A 14694-nucleotide genomic window follows, 5' to 3' on the forward strand; every position below is an offset into this window, starting at 1 on the left:
CGGCGTTTCCGCAGGTCAAAGGCCCCTTTTGGGGGAAGGTAAACCCGCTCTTGGGGAAAGATTCGCCTAACCGTGACATGGGGCGGGGACGAGGGCCGGATGCGGCCTGCTCACTGCCCCGTGACGGACCAGGGCCAGCTCTTTGAGACCCGTCGTCAGGAAGTCGAGGTTGTCGGCGATCCACGGCAGTCGCAGCGGATCGGGACTGTCGAGAGCGGCCTGCCGCTGCTCGGCGGAGTCGCCGTAGAGCAGGCTCACCGCGACGCGGACCCGGGCGGCCGAGGGGTCGTCGCCGAAGGCGTGACCGGGCAGGACGCCGAGGCCGTGCTCCTCAAGCAGGATCTTGGTGATCTCGGCGGAGCCGCCGAGCCTGAGGTGGCCGAGGTCGGGATAGAGGTAGAAGCCGCCCTGCGGGACGGGCACGTCGGCGCCGATCTCCGCGAAGCGCTCGTGCACGGCCCTGGCCAGCCTGCCGTGCAGGCGGCGGCTGCGGGTGATGCGCTCGGTCAGCTCGGGCGGGTCGCCGAAGGCGTACGTCGCGGCCTCCTGCACGGGCGCCGCGGGCGCCGACCAGATCTCGCTGGCCACCGCGAGCAGGCTCCTGCGCAGGTCGCCGTTCTCCGGCAGCCTGGCCACGCCGATCCGCCAGCCGCCCAGCGCGAGGCTCTTGCTCAGGCCGGTCGTGATGATCGTGCGCTCGGGCGCGAGCTCGGCCGGCGAGGTGTACGTCAGGCCCGGCTCGTGCACGAGGTCGCGGTAGATCTCGTCCGAGATGATCGTCAGGTCCAGCTCGCGGGCGACCTGGGCCAGGCGGGCCACCGTCTCGGGTGTGGCCAGCCGGCCCGTCGGGTTGTCGGGCAGGGTCACCACGACCGTGCTCACGGTCCTGCCGAGCGTCCTGGCCCTGCGCACCTCGGCCGCCACCGCGTCCGGGTCGGGCACGCCGCCCTCTCCTGGCGGTGCGGGCACCAGGATGGGACGCGAACCCACCAGATCGGCTTGCGCGGCGTAGCTGACCCAGCTGGGCACCGGCAGGACGACGTCGCCGCCGATCGCCAGGAGCAGGCCGTAGAGCAGGGACTTGCTGCCCGGGCCGCAGACGACCAGGTCGGGATCGGTGATGAGCCCCCGTCTTGTCCAGTAGCCCGCCGCCGCGGCGCGCAGCTCGGCCGCCCCCGCGACCGGCCCGTAGCCGTTGCAATCGGATGCGGCGGCCAGCCTGTCGCGCAGCGCCGGGTGGACGGGCAGCCCGGCCTCGCCGAAGGCGAGGTGGAGCACGCGTTCCCCGGCGCGCCGTCTTCGCTCGATGTCCTCGTTGGCCGCCAATGTGGCGGACAGGGTTACGGTCATGTTTGTCACGTTCCCAGGGTGATTGGATGAAGGCATCAGCACAAGCGAGGCTTTTTGTGGGTAGGCATAAGGAAGTCTGATGCTCGAATTGCGGCGTTTGGTCCTGATCTGCGAGTTCGCAAGGAAGGGAAGTATCGCGGCGGCGGCCGAGTCGTTGGGCTACAGTCCTTCGGCCGTCTCCCAACAGCTCGTCGCGCTCGAACGCGAGACGGGCACGGCGCTCATCGACAGGACGGCGCGCAGCGCCGAGCTGACCGACGCGGGACGCCGGCTCGTCATGCACGCCGAGCGCATCCTGTCGATGGTCGAGGAGGCCGAGTCCGACCTGTCCGCCCACGCCGGCAAGCCGGCCGGCCGGGTCGTCGTCACCGCCTTCCCCACCGCCGCGGTCGCCTTCGCGCCCGCGCTCGCCCGCTCCCTGCGCCGCCACACCGAGCTGGCGCTGCGGCTCGGGCAGAGCAGGTCCGGGCGCGGCCTGCGCGAGGTGCAGTCGGGCGAGGTGGACATCGCGCTCGTGGACGACTGGTACGGCCGCGTCCGCGACAGCGACAGCGTGCGCGTCTTCCCGCTGCTGCACGACCCCCTCGTGCTCGTCGTGCCGCGCAAGCACCGCCTCGCCGACCCCGACGTGCCGGTCGACCTGCGCGAGCTGCGCGACGAGCCCTGGATGGCCACCCCCGACGGCGAGCCCTCACGGCTGGCCGTGGACCGGCTGCTCGTCGACGTCGGCGGCACCCGGCCGAGCCCCTGGGAGTTCGAGGGGCTCGGGACCATCCTGTCGCTCGTCGCCAAGGGCATCGGCATCGCCGCCGTGCCCGCGCTCGCGCTGGCCGCCGGCATCCGGGGACTGGCCGTGCGGCAGTTCCCCGGCAACCCGGTGGGGCGCGACGTGCACGCCGTCGCGCGCAGCTCCAGCGTGCACCGGCCTTCGGTGTCGGTGACGCTGCGGGCCATCCACGTGGCCGCCCGCTACATCGCCGCCGACCTCGATCCGGTACGCCCGGCCGAGCGCTCCCAGCTGGGCCGGCCGTCGCTCGACGGACTCGACCTCCCCGTACGTTCGGCCAGTGACGTGGTCGGCCGATCGTTCGGAGAGTGACGCGCGATCGCGATAACGTCTGCGCTCATGGCGCCTACGTACGACATCGAGCGGCTCCTGCTCGCCCAGCCCAGCACGCGCACGGTCGCCGGCGTCGACGAGGTCGGCCGCGGCGCCTGGGCCGGGCCCGTCCTGGTCTGCGCGGTCGTCACCGACCTGTCGGAGCCGCCCGCCGGGCTCACGGACTCCAAGCAGGTCTCGGAGGTCAAGCGCGGGCCGCTGGCCGCCGAGCTGGCCGAGTGGGCCACCGGCGTCGGCTACGGCGAGGCGAGCCACCAAGAGATCGACACGCTCGGCATGACCGAGGCGCTGCGGCGGGCCGCCCGCCGGGCCCTGGAGGCCCTGCCGGTACGCCCGGACGCGGTGATCCTCGACGGCAAGCACGACTACATCGGAGCGCCGTGGCCGGTGCGCCTTGAGGTCAAGGGGGACGCGGCCAGCATCTCGGTTGCCGCCGCCTCCGTCCTCGCCAAGGTCCGGCGCGACGCCTACATGGCGACGATCGGCTGCGACGAGTACGGCTTCGCGGAGAACGCGGGCTACCCCTCGCCCGCGCATCAGGAGGCGCTGGCACGACTTGGGCCCACCGCGCACCACCGGCTCTCCTGGTCATACCTTGACGAGCTGCCCCAATGGCGGCACTTGAAGCATCACCGCGACCCACTCGTCGGAGAAGGCCAGGCCAGCCTCTTCTCCTGACGGGTATCGGCGAGCTCCGCATGTCTGCCCGCCTTCGCGGCGGTCATCGGTCACTATTTCCTGCATGCGGATCGGGATCTTTGTCGTCGCGGGGCTCTTTCCCGGGCAGGAGGCCGGGCGGGTGCTGGCCGACGCCGTCGAGTGGATCGTCGCGGCCGAGCAGGCGGGGTTCGACGACGCGTGGATCGCCGAGCACCACTTCATGCCGTACGGCGTGTGCCCGTCGCCCACCACGCTGGCGGCCGTCGCGGCCGGGCGGACCGGCCGCATCGGGCTGGGCACGGCCGTGAGCGTGCTGTCCACGCAGCATCCCGTCGCGCTGGCCGAGCAGGCGGCCGTGCTGCACCACCTGTCGGGCGGGCGGTTCACGCTCGGCGTCGGCAGGGGCGGGCCGTGGGTGGACCTCGAGGTGTTCGGCACCGGGCTCGACCGGTACGAGCGGGGCTTCCCCGAGTCGCTCGACCTGCTGCTCGCCGCCCTGTCGGGTGACCGTGTGGCGGCCGACGGGGAGTTCTTCCGGTTCAGGGAGGTGGCGATGGTGCCGCCGGCCCGGATGCGGCCGGTCGTCGCCTGCACCTCGGAGCCGACCGTGCGGCTGGCGGCCGAGCGCGGGCTGCCCATGCTGCTGGGGCTGCACATCGGGGACGACGACAAGGCCGTCATGGTCGAGCGGTATCGCGCCTTCGGCGGGCCGCCGGTCGAGCACGTGGCCGCCGGGGTGGCGTACATCGCGGACTCGACGATCGGGGCGGCTCGCGACCTCATGCGGGCGATGCCGGCCTGGCTGGGGCCCGGGATCGACGGGTACGAGCCGGTGGACGACCGGCCGCGGCCACACCGCGACGTGGACGACTACGTCGAGCTGCTCACCAAGATCCACCCGGTGGGGTCGGCCAAGCACTGCGCCGAGACGCTGCGGCGGACCGCCGAACGCACCGGGATCGAGCACTTCGTCCTGCTGGTGGAGGGGATGGGGTCGCACGAGCGGACCCTGGAGAACATCCGTCGCTTCGGCGCCGAGGTGCTGCCCCTGGTGCGCGACTGACACGGACCCGGCTCTCCGCCTCGCTCAAGCCTGCGCGCCCGCGCGGGCCCTCTTCGGCCTGCTCGGCCCGCTTCCGCTCGAAGAGCCGGCCGGCGAGCCGGGCGCGCGCCCGGCTCGCCGGCCATGGGTCAGCAGTCGACGAGCTCCGGTTTCTGGTTGAGGATCTGCGCGCGCGGGGTGACGAACTCGGCGAGCTCCTGCGTGGCCGACGGGTCGAAGACGGCGACGCGGTGGCAGTTCTGGAAGGCCAGGCGCACGCCGTAGTGGCGCTCGAGCGCGCCGCGCATCGAGTCGCTCGCCATGCAGCGCAGGAGCTGGCCGCGCGCCTCCTCCGACGGCGGCGGCACCTCGTTGTCGGCGAACGCGGCCCCGCTGTGCTCGCGCTGCTTGACCAGCTCGCTGATCAGCGACCACGCGTAGGGGAGCGAGTCGCGGACGCAGGCGAGGAACGCCTCGTCGTCCACCTCGCCGGCTCTGGCCTGGTCGAGCAGATCGTTCGGAACGGTCAGCGACATGCTGTCTCCTCTCGGATGGGTCAAATCGGACGTTAGATCGCTGGGGCGGGCACGCTCCAGAGCCTTGACGGGCACAGTCATGTGGTCGCCGGGCCGTAGACGAAACCGGGGTCGATCTGCTCCGCGAGGTCGAGGCCGGTGCGCTCGTCGCCCCACGCCTTGGCGTTGCGCAGGTGGAACTCGACGGTCTGGCGGCCGAACCTGGCCCAGTCTTTGTCCTGCTCGTCCAGGGTCTTGCGGAGCACGGCCAGCGCGTCGGCGTTGGCCGGTTCGAGGTCGTCGAGGGTGAAGTGGCGGCCCTGCTCCATCGCGCGTACGGCGGCGGAGTGCTCCATCCAGGTGAGGAGATCGTCACCCACGTGCTCGCGCAGGAACGCGACGTCGGACTCCCCGTGCACCTTGTTGCCCACCACGGCCAGGGCGACGTCGTATTGAGCCGCGTAGTCGCGGTATTGGCGGTAGACGCCGACGCCCTGGCGGGTCGGCTCGGCCACCAGGAAGGTCAGGTCGAAGCGGGTGAACAGGCCGGAGGCGAAGGAGTCGGCGCCGGCCGTCATGTCGACGACGACGTATTCGCCGGGGCCGTCGATCAGGTGGTTGAGCAGCAGTTCGACGGCGCCGACCTTGGAGTGGTAGCAGGCCACGCCGAGGTCGTCCTCGCTGAACGGGCCGGTGGCGAGCAGGCGCAGGCCCTCGGGGGTGGTCAGGCCATAGGGGTCGGTGGCGAGGTCATCGAAGCTCAGCAGGGTGGAGCCGCGGCCGGGAGGGGTGGTCTTGACCATGGCGTCGGCGGACGGGATGCGGGGGTTGGCGCCGCGCAGCCGGTCTTTGATCTCGGTGAGGTGGGCGCCCAGCGGCTCGGGCTGGCGGTCCAGGCCGAGCACCAGGGCGAGGTGCTGGTTGATGTCGGCGTCGATGGCGACCACGGGGGCGCCCTGGGCCGCCACGTGCCTGGCGAACAGGGCCGACATCGTGGTCTTGCCGCTGCCGCCCTTTCCGACGAAGGCCACTCTCACGGGATGCTCCAAGAATGATGATGAAAACCGTTTCCACTGGGGACGGACATCATCATGCCACAGCGCAGGCGGGATGAGGGCGTGTTCGACCCAGCGTCGCGCGGGCTGCGGGCGCTTTGGGGCGGTTCGCGGCTTATCTGCGACTGCTCAGTGGCAGACCGCGTCCAGCGTCAGGGGGTCGTCCGGGGTGGGTGTGGGCGTGGTGGAGGCGGCGTGGGCGGGTGCGGTCCTGGTCGAGGCGGGCGGGTCGAGGGCCTCCTTGACCTTGCGGCGGATGAGGTACCAGTCGGGGTAGGCGGTGTTGATCAGCGGCGGCACGAAGCTCAGGCTGCGCAGCCGCGCGTTCTTGACCTTGCCGGCCAGGTCCACGACGGCGGGCAGCAGGTCCTGGGGCAGGTCAGTGGAAATGGCGCGCTTGGTGGCGGCCGCGAGGCGCTCGAAGCTGTTCAGCACGGTCACCGGGTCGGCCTGCTTGGCGACGGCGTTGAGCAGGCACTTCTGCCGGCCCATGCGCACGTAGTCGTCGCTGTCGGTGCGCGAGCGGCCGTACCAGAGCGCCTCCTGGCCGGAGAGCCTGCGGGTGCCGGCGGGCAGCAGGCCCTCGCGGTACTTGCCGTACACGATGGGGTCCTTGATCGTGACCTGGACGCCGCCCATGGCGTCGATGATCTCGGCGAAGCCCTTCATGTCGACCATGGCGTAATAGCTCACCGGGATGCCGAGGATGTCGCTGATGGTGGCCTTGAGAAGGGTTGATCCGCGCTTGCCCTTCTCCACGCCGGGCACCATCTCCGGGTGATCCTCCGCGAACTGGTAGATCTCGTTCAGCAGGCCCGGCGTGTCGGGGCCTTCGCCGGTGAAGCCGTACGGGAAGCGGTCCCTGGCCGGTCCCGCGGGCAGCCGCACCCGCTGCAGGTTGCGCGGCAGGCCGAACAGCACGGTGGCGCCCGTCTCGACGTCCACGCTGGCCACGGTCATGCTGTCGGTGCGCACCCCGGGCCGCCCCGGCGCGGCGTCGCCGCCGAGCAGCAGGAAGTTGACCCGCTCGGCCCCGTTCCACGGGTCCTGGGCGAGCACGGGCGCGGCGGTGCTGCTGGGCGTGAACAGGGTGTTGACGACGTCGCGGGAGAGGTAGGCGAGGCGGGTCGCGTACGCGGTGGGCGCCAGGATGAGCGCGCACAGGGCGACCGTCAGCGTGGTGGTCAGGAAGCGGCCGACGGTGTCGGAGCGCTCGGGGCGTACGAGGAGGAACGACCAGACGATCACCCCGGTCCAGGCCAGCGCGATCACCGCCACCCCGACGGTGAGCCAGGCCAGCCAGTACGGCTGCACGGCCAGCGACAGCAGCTTGGTGCTGTACGCGGTGAACACGGTCAGCACCCCGGCCAGCATCAGCACGTACGCGGCCATCAGCGCCAGCCCCGTTTTGCGGCGCTCCACGGCGAGGTGAGCGACCCCCCACAGCAGGGTCGATGCCACTGTCAGCGCGAGGCTCGCGCCGAGCCCGAAGCGTCGATTTACTCCCGTCATGCCTGGTCAAACCCCCATAGACGGCCCATCCAAGCAACCCTAGTTATGCTGCGCGCCCGGCCTCCGGAACGAAAGGGAGGGGTTGGGTCAAATAGCGGTCAAGCGAAACTTGAGATATAACGTGAATGTGCGAAAGCGACACGGCCACTACGGGTTCGACGCGCCCTGGCCCCTCGTGGGCCTGCTCATCGGAGCGTTCGCGCTACTCGCCCTGGCGACGCTCTCGTTCGTCCTCGACATCCTCGCCGCGGGCGTCGCCTTCGCCTTCGGCGGCCTCTACACCCTGGCCAGCGCGTTCAGCTACCTCTACACGACCAGGCACGGCAAGTTCGCCGTCTGGGACGAGGAGCTGGGGCGGCTGCGCGGCGACGAGCGGGTGCTCGACCTCGGCTGCGGCAGGGGCGCGGTGCTGCTGGCCGCCGCCGCGCGGCTGGCCGACGGCGGCCGGGCGACCGGCATCGACCTGTGGCGCTCGAAGGACCAGACCGGCAACACCGAGGCCGCGGCCAAGGCCAACGCCGAGGCGGAAGGCGTCGCCGAGCGGGTGGACCTGGTCACCGGTGACCTGCGCGACCTGCCGTTCAGCGCGGACGCGTTCGACGTCGTGCTCTCCAGCCTGGCCCTGCACAACATCCCGTCGGCCGACGGGCGGGCGCAGGCCGTGCGGGAGGCGTACCGGGTGCTGCGGCCGGGCGGGCTCATGCTGCTCGCCGACTTCCAGCACACCCCCGACTACGAGCAGACGCTGCGCGACCTCGGCGTGATCGACGTGCGGCGGCGCGACGCCGGCCGGCGGTTCTGGTACGGCGGGCCCTGGTTCGCCACCACGATCATCGAGGCCAGGAAGCCGACCGGATAGAAATTCCGCTCGCCGGGTAGCCACGGGACCTTATGAGCGATGTTGAAACCGGCACCATCACCACGAAAGTGCCAGCCCGGCTTGATCGGCTCCCATGGTCCCGCTGGCACTGGATGATCGTCATCGGCCTCGGCACCGTCTGGATCCTCGACGGTCTCGAGGTCACCATCGTCGGTAACCTCTCGGCGCAGCTGGCCAAGCCGGGCAGCGGACTCGACATCACGCAGGCGCAGGTGGCGGGCGTGGCGGCCGCGCTCTACGTCGCGGGAGCCTGCTCCGGCGCGTTGTTCTTCGGCTGGCTGACCGACAAGTTCGGCCGCAAGAAGCTGTTCATCATCACGCTGGTCGTCTATCTCGTGGCGACGCTGCTGACCGCGTTCTCCTTCAGCGCGTGGTGGTTCTTCCTGTTCAGGTTCATGACGGGGTTCGGCATCGGCGGCGAGTACGCGGCCATCAACTCCGCCATCGACGAGCTGATCCCGAGCAGGCACCGCGGGCGCATCGACATCATCATCAACGGCAGCTACTGGCTCGGCGCCGCCGGCGGCGCGCTGCTGACCGTGCCGCTGCTCAACGACCTGCCGGTCAACATCGGGTGGCGAGTCGCGTTCGGGCTCGGCGTGGTGCTGGGCCTGGCCATCCTCCTTGTACGCCGCAACGTCCCCGAGAGCCCGCGCTGGCTGTTCATCCATGGCAGGGACCGCGAGGCCGAGCAGCTCGTGGACGACGTCGAGCGGCAGATCGGCCGGGACGACCTGCCGGAGCCCGAGAAGTCGATGACCATCCACCAGCGCAAGTCGATCGGGTTCGTCCGGATCGCGCACACCATGGTCGCGCTCTATCCCAAGCGCACGGTGCTGGGGTTGTCGCTCTTCATCGGGCAGGCGTTCCTCTACAACGCCATCACCTTCGGGTACGCGCAGATCCTGTCCACCTTCTTCAACATCGACACGCACACCGGCTACTACTTCGCCGTCATCGCGGTCGGCAACTTCCTCGGGCCGCTGCTGCTCGGGCACCTCTTCGACACCGTGGGCAGGGTGCCGATGATCTCGGCCACGTACATCGGGTCAGGGGTGCTGCTGCTGGGCACGGCGTGGCTGTTCAACCAGGGGGTGCTCACGGCGGTGACGCTGACGGCGTGCTGGTCGGTGGTGCTGTTCGTGGCGTCGGCGGGGGCGAGTTCGGCGTATCTGACGGTGAGTGAGATCTTCCCCATGGAGACCAGGGCGATGGCCATCGCGTTCTTCTTCGCCACCGGCACGGCGGCCGGTGGCATCGCCGGTCCGCTGGTGTTCGCCACGCTGGTGGAGAGCGGGGTGCCGGGGGACACGGCGCTGGCGTTCACCATCGGCGGGCTGGTGATGATCGCGGGCGGGCTCGTGGAGCTGTTCCTGGGCGTCAAGGCCGAACGCAAGGGGCTGGAGGACATCGCGGCGCCGCTCACCGCCGCCGAGGCGACCAAGGCCACCTGACGGTCGTTTCGTCATTCCCGGTGAAATAGGGGATGCTGGCGTGGTGCGTGTGCTCTACCTCGTCGTCTGCGCCGCCGGTGCCGCCGCCGACGTTGGCCGGTTCGTCGCGCTGGCGCGGGACGACGGGTGGGTGGTGCAGGTCGTGGCGACGCCGTCGGCGCTCGACTTCATCGACGTTCCCGCACTCGAACGGCAGACGGGCCGGCCCGTGCGCAGCCGCTACCGCAAGCCCCATGAGCCGAAGCCGCCCAGGGCCGACGCGTTCGTGGTGGCGCCGGCGACGTACAACACGATCAACAAGTTCGCCCAGGGCATCGCCGACACGTACGCGCTGGGCGTGCTGGCCGAGGCGCCTGGGCTGGGCATCCCCGTGGTCGTGCTGCCGTTCGTGAACGAGGCGCTGTCGGCGCGCACCGCGTACCGGCGCAGCCTGCGCGACCTGCGGGCCGACGGCGTGCGCGTCGTCCTCGACCAGGACGGCGGCGACCCTTGGCGGCGGGCGCTGGGCGAGCTGCGTGCGGCGACCGCGGGTTCTCTGGAGGGATGAGGATGGGGCTGACCGAGCGGGTGGACGCGGTGCTGGAGGCCGGGCGGGCGCCGGGACTGCACGGGCTCGTCGTGCTGCGGGACGGGCAGGTCGTGCTCGAACGCTACGGCGCCGGCCCCGACCATCGGCTGGACGAGCCGCTCGGGCACGTCGTCTTCGACCGCGACACCCTGCACGACCTGCGCTCGGTGTCCAAGAGCGTGGTCGGGCTGGTGTACGGCATCGCGCTGCGCGAAGGGCTGGTGCCCGAGGTGGGGGCGCCGCTGCTCGCGTCGTTTCCCGAGTGCTCGCCCGCCGGGCGCGAGCACCTGACGATCGAGCACGCCCTGACCATGACGCTCGGCCTCGAATGGAACGAGGACGCCCCCTACACCAGCGCGGCCAACAGCGAGATCGCCATGGAGCTCGCCCCCGACCGGCACCGGTACGTGCTGGAGCGGCCCGTCGTCGAGGAGGCGGGCAAGCGGTGGCATTACTGCGGCGGGGCCAGCGCGCTCATCGGCGAGATCATCACCAGGGGCGCCGGGCGGCCGCTCGCCGAGTACGCCGCCGACCGGCTCCTCGGCCCGCTCGGCATCACGCGGTACGAGTGGTCCAGGGGCGACGACGGCGTCACCAGGGCCGCGTCCGGGCTGCGGCTGCGTCCGGTGGACCTGGCCGCGATCGGGCAGCTCGTGCTCGACGGCGGCCGTGACATCGTGCCCCGCTCCTGGATCGAGGAGACCCTGCGCCCCCGGGTAGCCCTCGACGCCGGCACCCGCTACGGCTACCAGTGGTACCTCCACGACGGCCGGGCCCAGGCCATCGGCAACGGCGGCCAGCGCCTCCTCATCGCCCCGGACGACCGGTTGGTGGTGGCGGTGACGGCCGGCGAGTACGACCGGGAGCAATCGAGCGCCGAAGCGGCCCTGGACGCCGTCCTGGGCCGCTGACGCGCCGCAGCTCAGAGGGGGAGGGTCGCGGTGGCGGTGCGGAAGGAGGCCACCGCCGCCTTGATCGCGGGGTGGGCGCTGTTGCCGCGCCTGAAGGCTGCCAGAGTGCGGCGGCCCAGGTCGAGGCGGGTGAGGGTCACGCCGTTCGGCGGGGTGGTGGCGGCCAGGTGGGGGACCAGGGCGACGCCCTGGCCGGCGGCGGCGAAGGCCAGGACGGTGTCGAAGTCGTCGATGTGGTGGCGGACGCGCGGCTCGAAGCCGGCCGCCTGGCAGGCCCTGATCGCCATCGTGTGGCAGAGCGTGCCGGGCTTGCCGGTGATCCACGCGTCAGCGCGGGCGGCGGCGATCGAGGGCCGGTCGGTCAGGTACATCGGCTCGCTGAACAGCGGCTCCGTCTCGATGGACGCGTCAGTGACGGGCGGGACGAAGTCGTACTCGTGGACGAGCGCCACGTCCAGCTCACCGGCCCGCAGGGCGGCGGAGACGTCCGCCGGGTCGATCTCCGAGACCATCGGCTCCAGCCGGGGATGCGCGCCGGCCAGCTCGGCGAGGGCGGGCGGGAGCAGCACGCGGGCGGCGGTCGGGAACGCGCCGATCCGCAGCGCCCCCGCGGGGCCGCCCTTCACGGCGGCGAGCGCGGCCGAGGCGCGTTCGAGCTGCTCCAGGACGGCGTCGGCGTGCTCGACGAGCAGCCACCCCGCCGGGGTCAGCGCCACCGTACGGCCGGTGCGCTCCAGCAGGGGCACGCCCGCCTCCCGCTCCAGCGCGCCGAGGTGCTGCGAGACGGCGGACGGGGTGAACGTGACCGCCTCGGCCACGGCGGCGATGGTGCCGCGCCGGGCGAGTTCGCGGAGCAGGCGGAGCTTGCGCGGGTCGAGCATAAGTTCAGCTTAAGCTCGAAGTCAGAAATCCGTGCTGGACCTAACGGGTCGACGGGCGGCAGGCTCGAAGCATGCTGACAGGAATCCACGTACCGCTGATCACTCCCTTCGACGCCGCCGGCGCGGTGGCCGTGGACGCCGTCGAGAAGCTCGGCAGGCACATGCTCGACGAGGGCGCGTCCGGGCTGGTCGCGCTGGGCACCACCGGCGAGGTGGCGGCGCTCACCCCGGAGGAGCGGGCGCGGGTCATCGAGGCGTGCGCGCGGGTCTGCGAGGAGCGGCAGGCGCCGCTGACCGTGGGGGTCACCGGCAACGACACGCGGACGACGGCGGCGGCCCTGCGCGAGCTGCCCGCCGGGGTGAGCGCGGCGCTGGTCACCGTGCCGTACTTTCTGCGGCCCGGCGAGCGCGGCGTCGTCGCGCACTTCGAGGCGCTGGCCGAGGAGTCGCCGGTGCCGCTGGTGATCTACCACATCCCCTACCGCACCGGGCAGGCCGTCGGCGCCGCCACGCTGCGGCGGCTCGCCGCGCACCCGAGGATCGCCGGTGTCAAGTACGCGACGGGCGGCGTCGATCAGGACGCCATCGACCTGGTGGGCGACGTGCCCGAAGGCTTCGCGGTGCTGGGCGGCGACGACGCGGTCATCTCGCCGCTGCTGGCGCTGGGCGCGGCGGGCGGGATCCTGGCCTCCGCGCACCTGGAGACCAGGAGCTTCGCCGACCTGGCCGACGCCTGGCACACCGGCGAGGTCGCACGCGCCCGCGACCTCGGGCGGCGGCTGGCCCGGCTGTCGGCGGCGCTGTTCGCCGAGCCCAACCCCACCGTCATCAAGGGGGTGCTGCACGCGCAGGGGCTGATCCCGACGCCGGACGTACGCCTGCCGCTGCTGCCCGCCGCCGACGAGACGGTGTCCCGCGCCCTGGCCGCGCTGAGGGCTTGACCTTTGCGTGGGTATCGGGCTAGCTTCTTCCCCTAATGGGAACTCTGTGATCTTCGCCCCCGGGGCGCACGCGCGTCGAGCCTGAGCTCCGCCCGTGCCGCCCCGCATCGGTCATCTTCCGTACCGATCAAAGGGGAACGCGCTTCATGCGTACTGCTGCCCAAGCCCAACTGACTTTCCACGACATCACCAAGCGTTACGACACCCGGGTCGTCCTCGACCGGGTCTCCTTCACCGTCAGCCCCGGCGAGCGGATCGGGGTCATCGGGGACAACGGAGCGGGCAAGTCCACGCTGCTCAAGCTCATGGCGGGAGCCGAACGGCCGGACAACGGCGACCTGACCGTCGTCGCGCCGGGCGGCGTCGGGTACCTGCCGCAGTCTCTGGAGCTGCCGCCGGACGCGACCGTGGCCGACGCGATCGACCGTACGCTCGCCGACCTGCGCGACCTGGAGGCCAGGATCAGCGAGGCCGGGCACGCGCTGGCCGTCGGCGGTTCCGCCATGGACGCCTATGCCCGGCTGGTCGCGGAGTTCGAGGCGCGCGGCGGGTACGAGGCCGACGCGCGGGTGGACGCCGCGCTGCACGGGCTCGGGCTGCCGGGGCTCGACCGGTCCCGCCCGGTGGCCACGCTGTCCGGGGGCGAGCGCTCCCGGCTGGCGCTGGCCGCCACGCTGGCCGCCGAGCCCGAGCTGCTCCTGCTGGACGAGCCCACCAACGACCTGGACGACCGGGCCGTGGCCTGGCTCGAACAGCGCCTTCGCGCCCACCGGGGCACGGTCGTGGCGATCACCCACGACCGGATGTTCCTGGAGCGGGTGACCTCCACCGTCCTGGAGGTCGGCGAGGGGCGGGTGCGCCGCTACGGCGACGGGTACGACGGCTACCTCGCCGCCAAGGCCGCCGAGCGGGCGGCGCGGCTGCGGGCGTACGAGGAGTGGCGCCAGGAGCTGGCCCGCCACTCCGCGCTGGTCTCCGCCAACGCCGGCCGGCTGGCCGCGGTCCCCCGCAAGCTGACCCTGGCGAGCATGGGCACCGGCGCGTGGCGCGCCCGCTCCCGCACGCACGGCGCCGCGGGCCGCATCCGTCAGGCGCAGCAGCGCGTGCAGCGGCTCACCGCCAACCCGCGGACCCCACCCCCCGACCCCCTACGCTTCACCACCGTCCCCACAACCACCGGCGTGTCTGCGACCGGCGAGCCGGTGGCGGTGGTGGCGCTCGATGGGGTGGAGGTGGTGGGGCGGCTGCGGCTGGACGCCCTCACCGTGCGGGCCGGGGAGCGGCTGCTCGTCACCGGGCCGAACGGGGCGGGCAAGAGCACGCTCATGCGCGTCCTGGCCGGGGATCTGCGGCCGGACGCCGGGACGGTCGTGCGCACGGGCCGGGCCGGCCTCCTGCGCCAGGACGAGGCGGCCGGGCCGCCGGAGCGCACCCTGCTGGCCGCCTACGCGCACGGGCGGCCCGGGTCGCTGGACGAGCACGCGGACGCGCTGCTGGCCCTGGGGTTGTTCCGGCCCGCGGACCTGCGGCTGCGCCTCGGCGAGCTGTCGTACGGGCAGCGCCGCAGGGTCGAGCTGGCCCGCCTGGTCAGCGACCCGGTGGACCTGCTGCTGCTCGACGAGCCGACCAACCACCTGTCGCCGGACCTCGTCGAGCAGCTCGAAGAGGCCCTTGCCTCCTACCAGGGCGCGCTGGTGATCGTCACCCACGACCGCCGCCTACGCGCCACCTTCACCGGCTCCCACCTGGAGCTCCGCAACGGCGCCCCAGCCTGACCCACGACCGCCCCGCCGACCCGCCACTCG

14 protein-coding genes are annotated in these 14694 nt (G+C 72.2%); 9 read left to right on the forward strand and 5 right to left on the reverse strand.

Annotated features, from left to right (window positions below; translation table 11 throughout):
* Positions 1 to 66: 66 nt before the first annotated feature.
* Positions 67 to 1350 (reverse strand): pyridoxal phosphate-dependent aminotransferase, encoded by a 1284-nt coding sequence (locus tag AB0K12_RS14595; RefSeq protein WP_364560111.1) that lies wholly within the window; start codon positions 1348 to 1350, stop codon positions 67 to 69.
* 79 nt (positions 1351 to 1429) lie between these two features.
* Between AB0K12_RS14595 and AB0K12_RS14600 the strand changes: the two genes are divergently transcribed.
* The 3 genes from AB0K12_RS14600 (at position 1430) to AB0K12_RS14610 (ending at position 4193) form a co-directional block, all read left to right on the forward strand.
* Positions 1430 to 2449 carry a LysR family transcriptional regulator gene (locus tag AB0K12_RS14600; RefSeq protein WP_364560113.1) on the forward strand — a complete coding sequence of 340 codons (1020 nt, stop codon included), beginning with the start codon at positions 1430 to 1432 and terminating at the stop codon, positions 2447 to 2449.
* A gap of 27 nt (positions 2450 to 2476) precedes the next feature.
* Positions 2477 to 3148 carry a ribonuclease HII gene (locus AB0K12_RS14605; protein WP_364560116.1) on the forward strand — a complete coding sequence of 224 codons (672 nt, stop codon included), beginning with the start codon at positions 2477 to 2479 and terminating at the stop codon, positions 3146 to 3148.
* Positions 3149 to 3212: 64 nt separating this feature from the next.
* Positions 3213 to 4193, forward strand: a complete 981-nt coding sequence (locus AB0K12_RS14610) for an LLM class flavin-dependent oxidoreductase (protein WP_364560118.1) — start codon at positions 3213 to 3215, stop codon at positions 4191 to 4193.
* Positions 4194 to 4321: 128 nt separating this feature from the next.
* Here AB0K12_RS14610 and AB0K12_RS14615 read toward each other — a convergent pair whose 3' ends face one another.
* The 3 genes from AB0K12_RS14615 to AB0K12_RS14625 all read right to left on the reverse strand — a co-directional run bounded on the left by AB0K12_RS14615 (position 4322) and on the right by AB0K12_RS14625 (position 7203).
* A complete protein-coding gene (locus AB0K12_RS14615; protein WP_364560121.1) occupies positions 4322 to 4708 on the reverse strand; it encodes an SCO5389 family protein in 387 nt (128 codons plus the stop codon).
* A 77-nt stretch (positions 4709 to 4785) separates the two neighbouring features.
* Positions 4786 to 5724: an ATP-binding protein gene (locus tag AB0K12_RS14620; protein ID WP_364560124.1), complete on the reverse strand. Its 939-nt coding sequence runs from the start codon at positions 5722 to 5724 to the stop codon at positions 4786 to 4788.
* Positions 5725 to 5871: 147 nt separating this feature from the next.
* Positions 5872 to 7203, reverse strand: coding sequence for an LCP family protein (locus AB0K12_RS14625; RefSeq protein WP_364560127.1), 1332 nt, complete (start codon positions 7201 to 7203; stop codon positions 5872 to 5874).
* Between the two features lie 178 nt (positions 7204 to 7381).
* On the opposite strand from AB0K12_RS14625, the gene AB0K12_RS14630 reads away from it, so the two are divergent.
* From AB0K12_RS14630 to AB0K12_RS14645, 4 genes are all read left to right on the forward strand, one after another.
* Positions 7382 to 8113: a class I SAM-dependent methyltransferase gene (locus AB0K12_RS14630; protein ID WP_364560130.1), complete on the forward strand. Its 732-nt coding sequence runs from the start codon at positions 7382 to 7384 to the stop codon at positions 8111 to 8113.
* 113 nt (positions 8114 to 8226) lie between these two features.
* Positions 8227 to 9588, forward strand: coding sequence for an MFS transporter (locus AB0K12_RS14635; protein ID WP_364560133.1), 1362 nt, complete (start codon positions 8227 to 8229; stop codon positions 9586 to 9588).
* A 43-nt stretch (positions 9589 to 9631) separates the two neighbouring features.
* Positions 9632 to 10135 carry a flavoprotein gene (locus AB0K12_RS14640; RefSeq protein WP_364560136.1) on the forward strand — a complete coding sequence of 168 codons (504 nt, stop codon included), beginning with the start codon at positions 9632 to 9634 and terminating at the stop codon, positions 10133 to 10135.
* Positions 10136 to 10137: 2 nt separating this feature from the next.
* Positions 10138 to 11067 (forward strand): serine hydrolase, encoded by a 930-nt coding sequence (locus AB0K12_RS14645; protein WP_364560139.1) that lies wholly within the window; start codon positions 10138 to 10140, stop codon positions 11065 to 11067.
* A gap of 11 nt (positions 11068 to 11078) precedes the next feature.
* On the opposite strand, the gene AB0K12_RS14650 is transcribed toward AB0K12_RS14645, so the two are convergent.
* A complete protein-coding gene (locus AB0K12_RS14650) occupies positions 11079 to 11948 on the reverse strand; it encodes a LysR substrate-binding domain-containing protein (RefSeq protein ID WP_364560142.1) in 870 nt (289 codons plus the stop codon).
* Positions 11949 to 12019: 71 nt separating this feature from the next.
* On the opposite strand from AB0K12_RS14650, the gene dapA reads away from it, so the two are divergent.
* Both dapA and AB0K12_RS14660 read left to right on the forward strand, forming a co-directional pair.
* The gene (dapA, locus tag AB0K12_RS14655) at positions 12020 to 12889 is read left to right on the forward strand and encodes a 4-hydroxy-tetrahydrodipicolinate synthase (RefSeq protein WP_364560144.1); all 870 of its coding nucleotides are present in this window, start codon (positions 12020 to 12022) and stop codon (positions 12887 to 12889) included.
* Positions 12890 to 13035: 146 nt separating this feature from the next.
* A complete protein-coding gene (locus AB0K12_RS14660) occupies positions 13036 to 14664 on the forward strand; it encodes a TlrC/CarA/OleB/SrmB family ABC-F type ribosomal protection protein (protein WP_364560147.1) in 1629 nt (542 codons plus the stop codon).
* Positions 14665 to 14694: the final 30 nt, after the last annotated feature.

The sequence above is a fragment of the Nonomuraea sp. NPDC049419 genome, from assembly GCF_040676995.1.
In the GTDB taxonomy this organism is placed as follows: domain Bacteria; phylum Actinomycetota; class Actinomycetes; order Streptosporangiales; family Streptosporangiaceae; genus Nonomuraea; species Nonomuraea salmonea.

Excerpts from the sequence above, each read along its gene's own strand:
- AB0K12_RS14660 (WP_364560147.1), top strand. The coding sequence starts at position 13,036 with ATGCGTACTGCTGCCCAAGCCCAACTGACTTTCCACGACATCACCAAG.
- dapA (WP_364560144.1), top strand. The coding sequence starts at position 12,020 with ATGCTGACAGGAATCCACGTACCGCTGATCACTCCCTTCGACGCCGCC.
- AB0K12_RS14605 (WP_364560116.1), top strand. The coding sequence starts at position 2,477 with ATGGCGCCTACGTACGACATCGAGCGGCTCCTGCTCGCCCAGCCCAGC.
- AB0K12_RS14595 (WP_364560111.1), bottom strand. The coding sequence starts at position 1,350 with ATGACCGTAACCCTGTCCGCCACATTGGCGGCCAACGAGGACATCGAG.
- AB0K12_RS14615 (WP_364560121.1), bottom strand. The coding sequence starts at position 4,708 with ATGTCGCTGACCGTTCCGAACGATCTGCTCGACCAGGCCAGAGCCGGC.
- AB0K12_RS14635 (WP_364560133.1), top strand. The coding sequence starts at position 8,227 with ATGATCGTCATCGGCCTCGGCACCGTCTGGATCCTCGACGGTCTCGAG.
- AB0K12_RS14645 (WP_364560139.1), top strand. The coding sequence starts at position 10,138 with ATGGGGCTGACCGAGCGGGTGGACGCGGTGCTGGAGGCCGGGCGGGCG.
- AB0K12_RS14610 (WP_364560118.1), top strand. The coding sequence starts at position 3,213 with ATGCGGATCGGGATCTTTGTCGTCGCGGGGCTCTTTCCCGGGCAGGAG.
- AB0K12_RS14650 (WP_364560142.1), bottom strand. The coding sequence starts at position 11,948 with ATGCTCGACCCGCGCAAGCTCCGCCTGCTCCGCGAACTCGCCCGGCGC.
- AB0K12_RS14600 (WP_364560113.1), top strand. The coding sequence starts at position 1,430 with ATGCTCGAATTGCGGCGTTTGGTCCTGATCTGCGAGTTCGCAAGGAAG.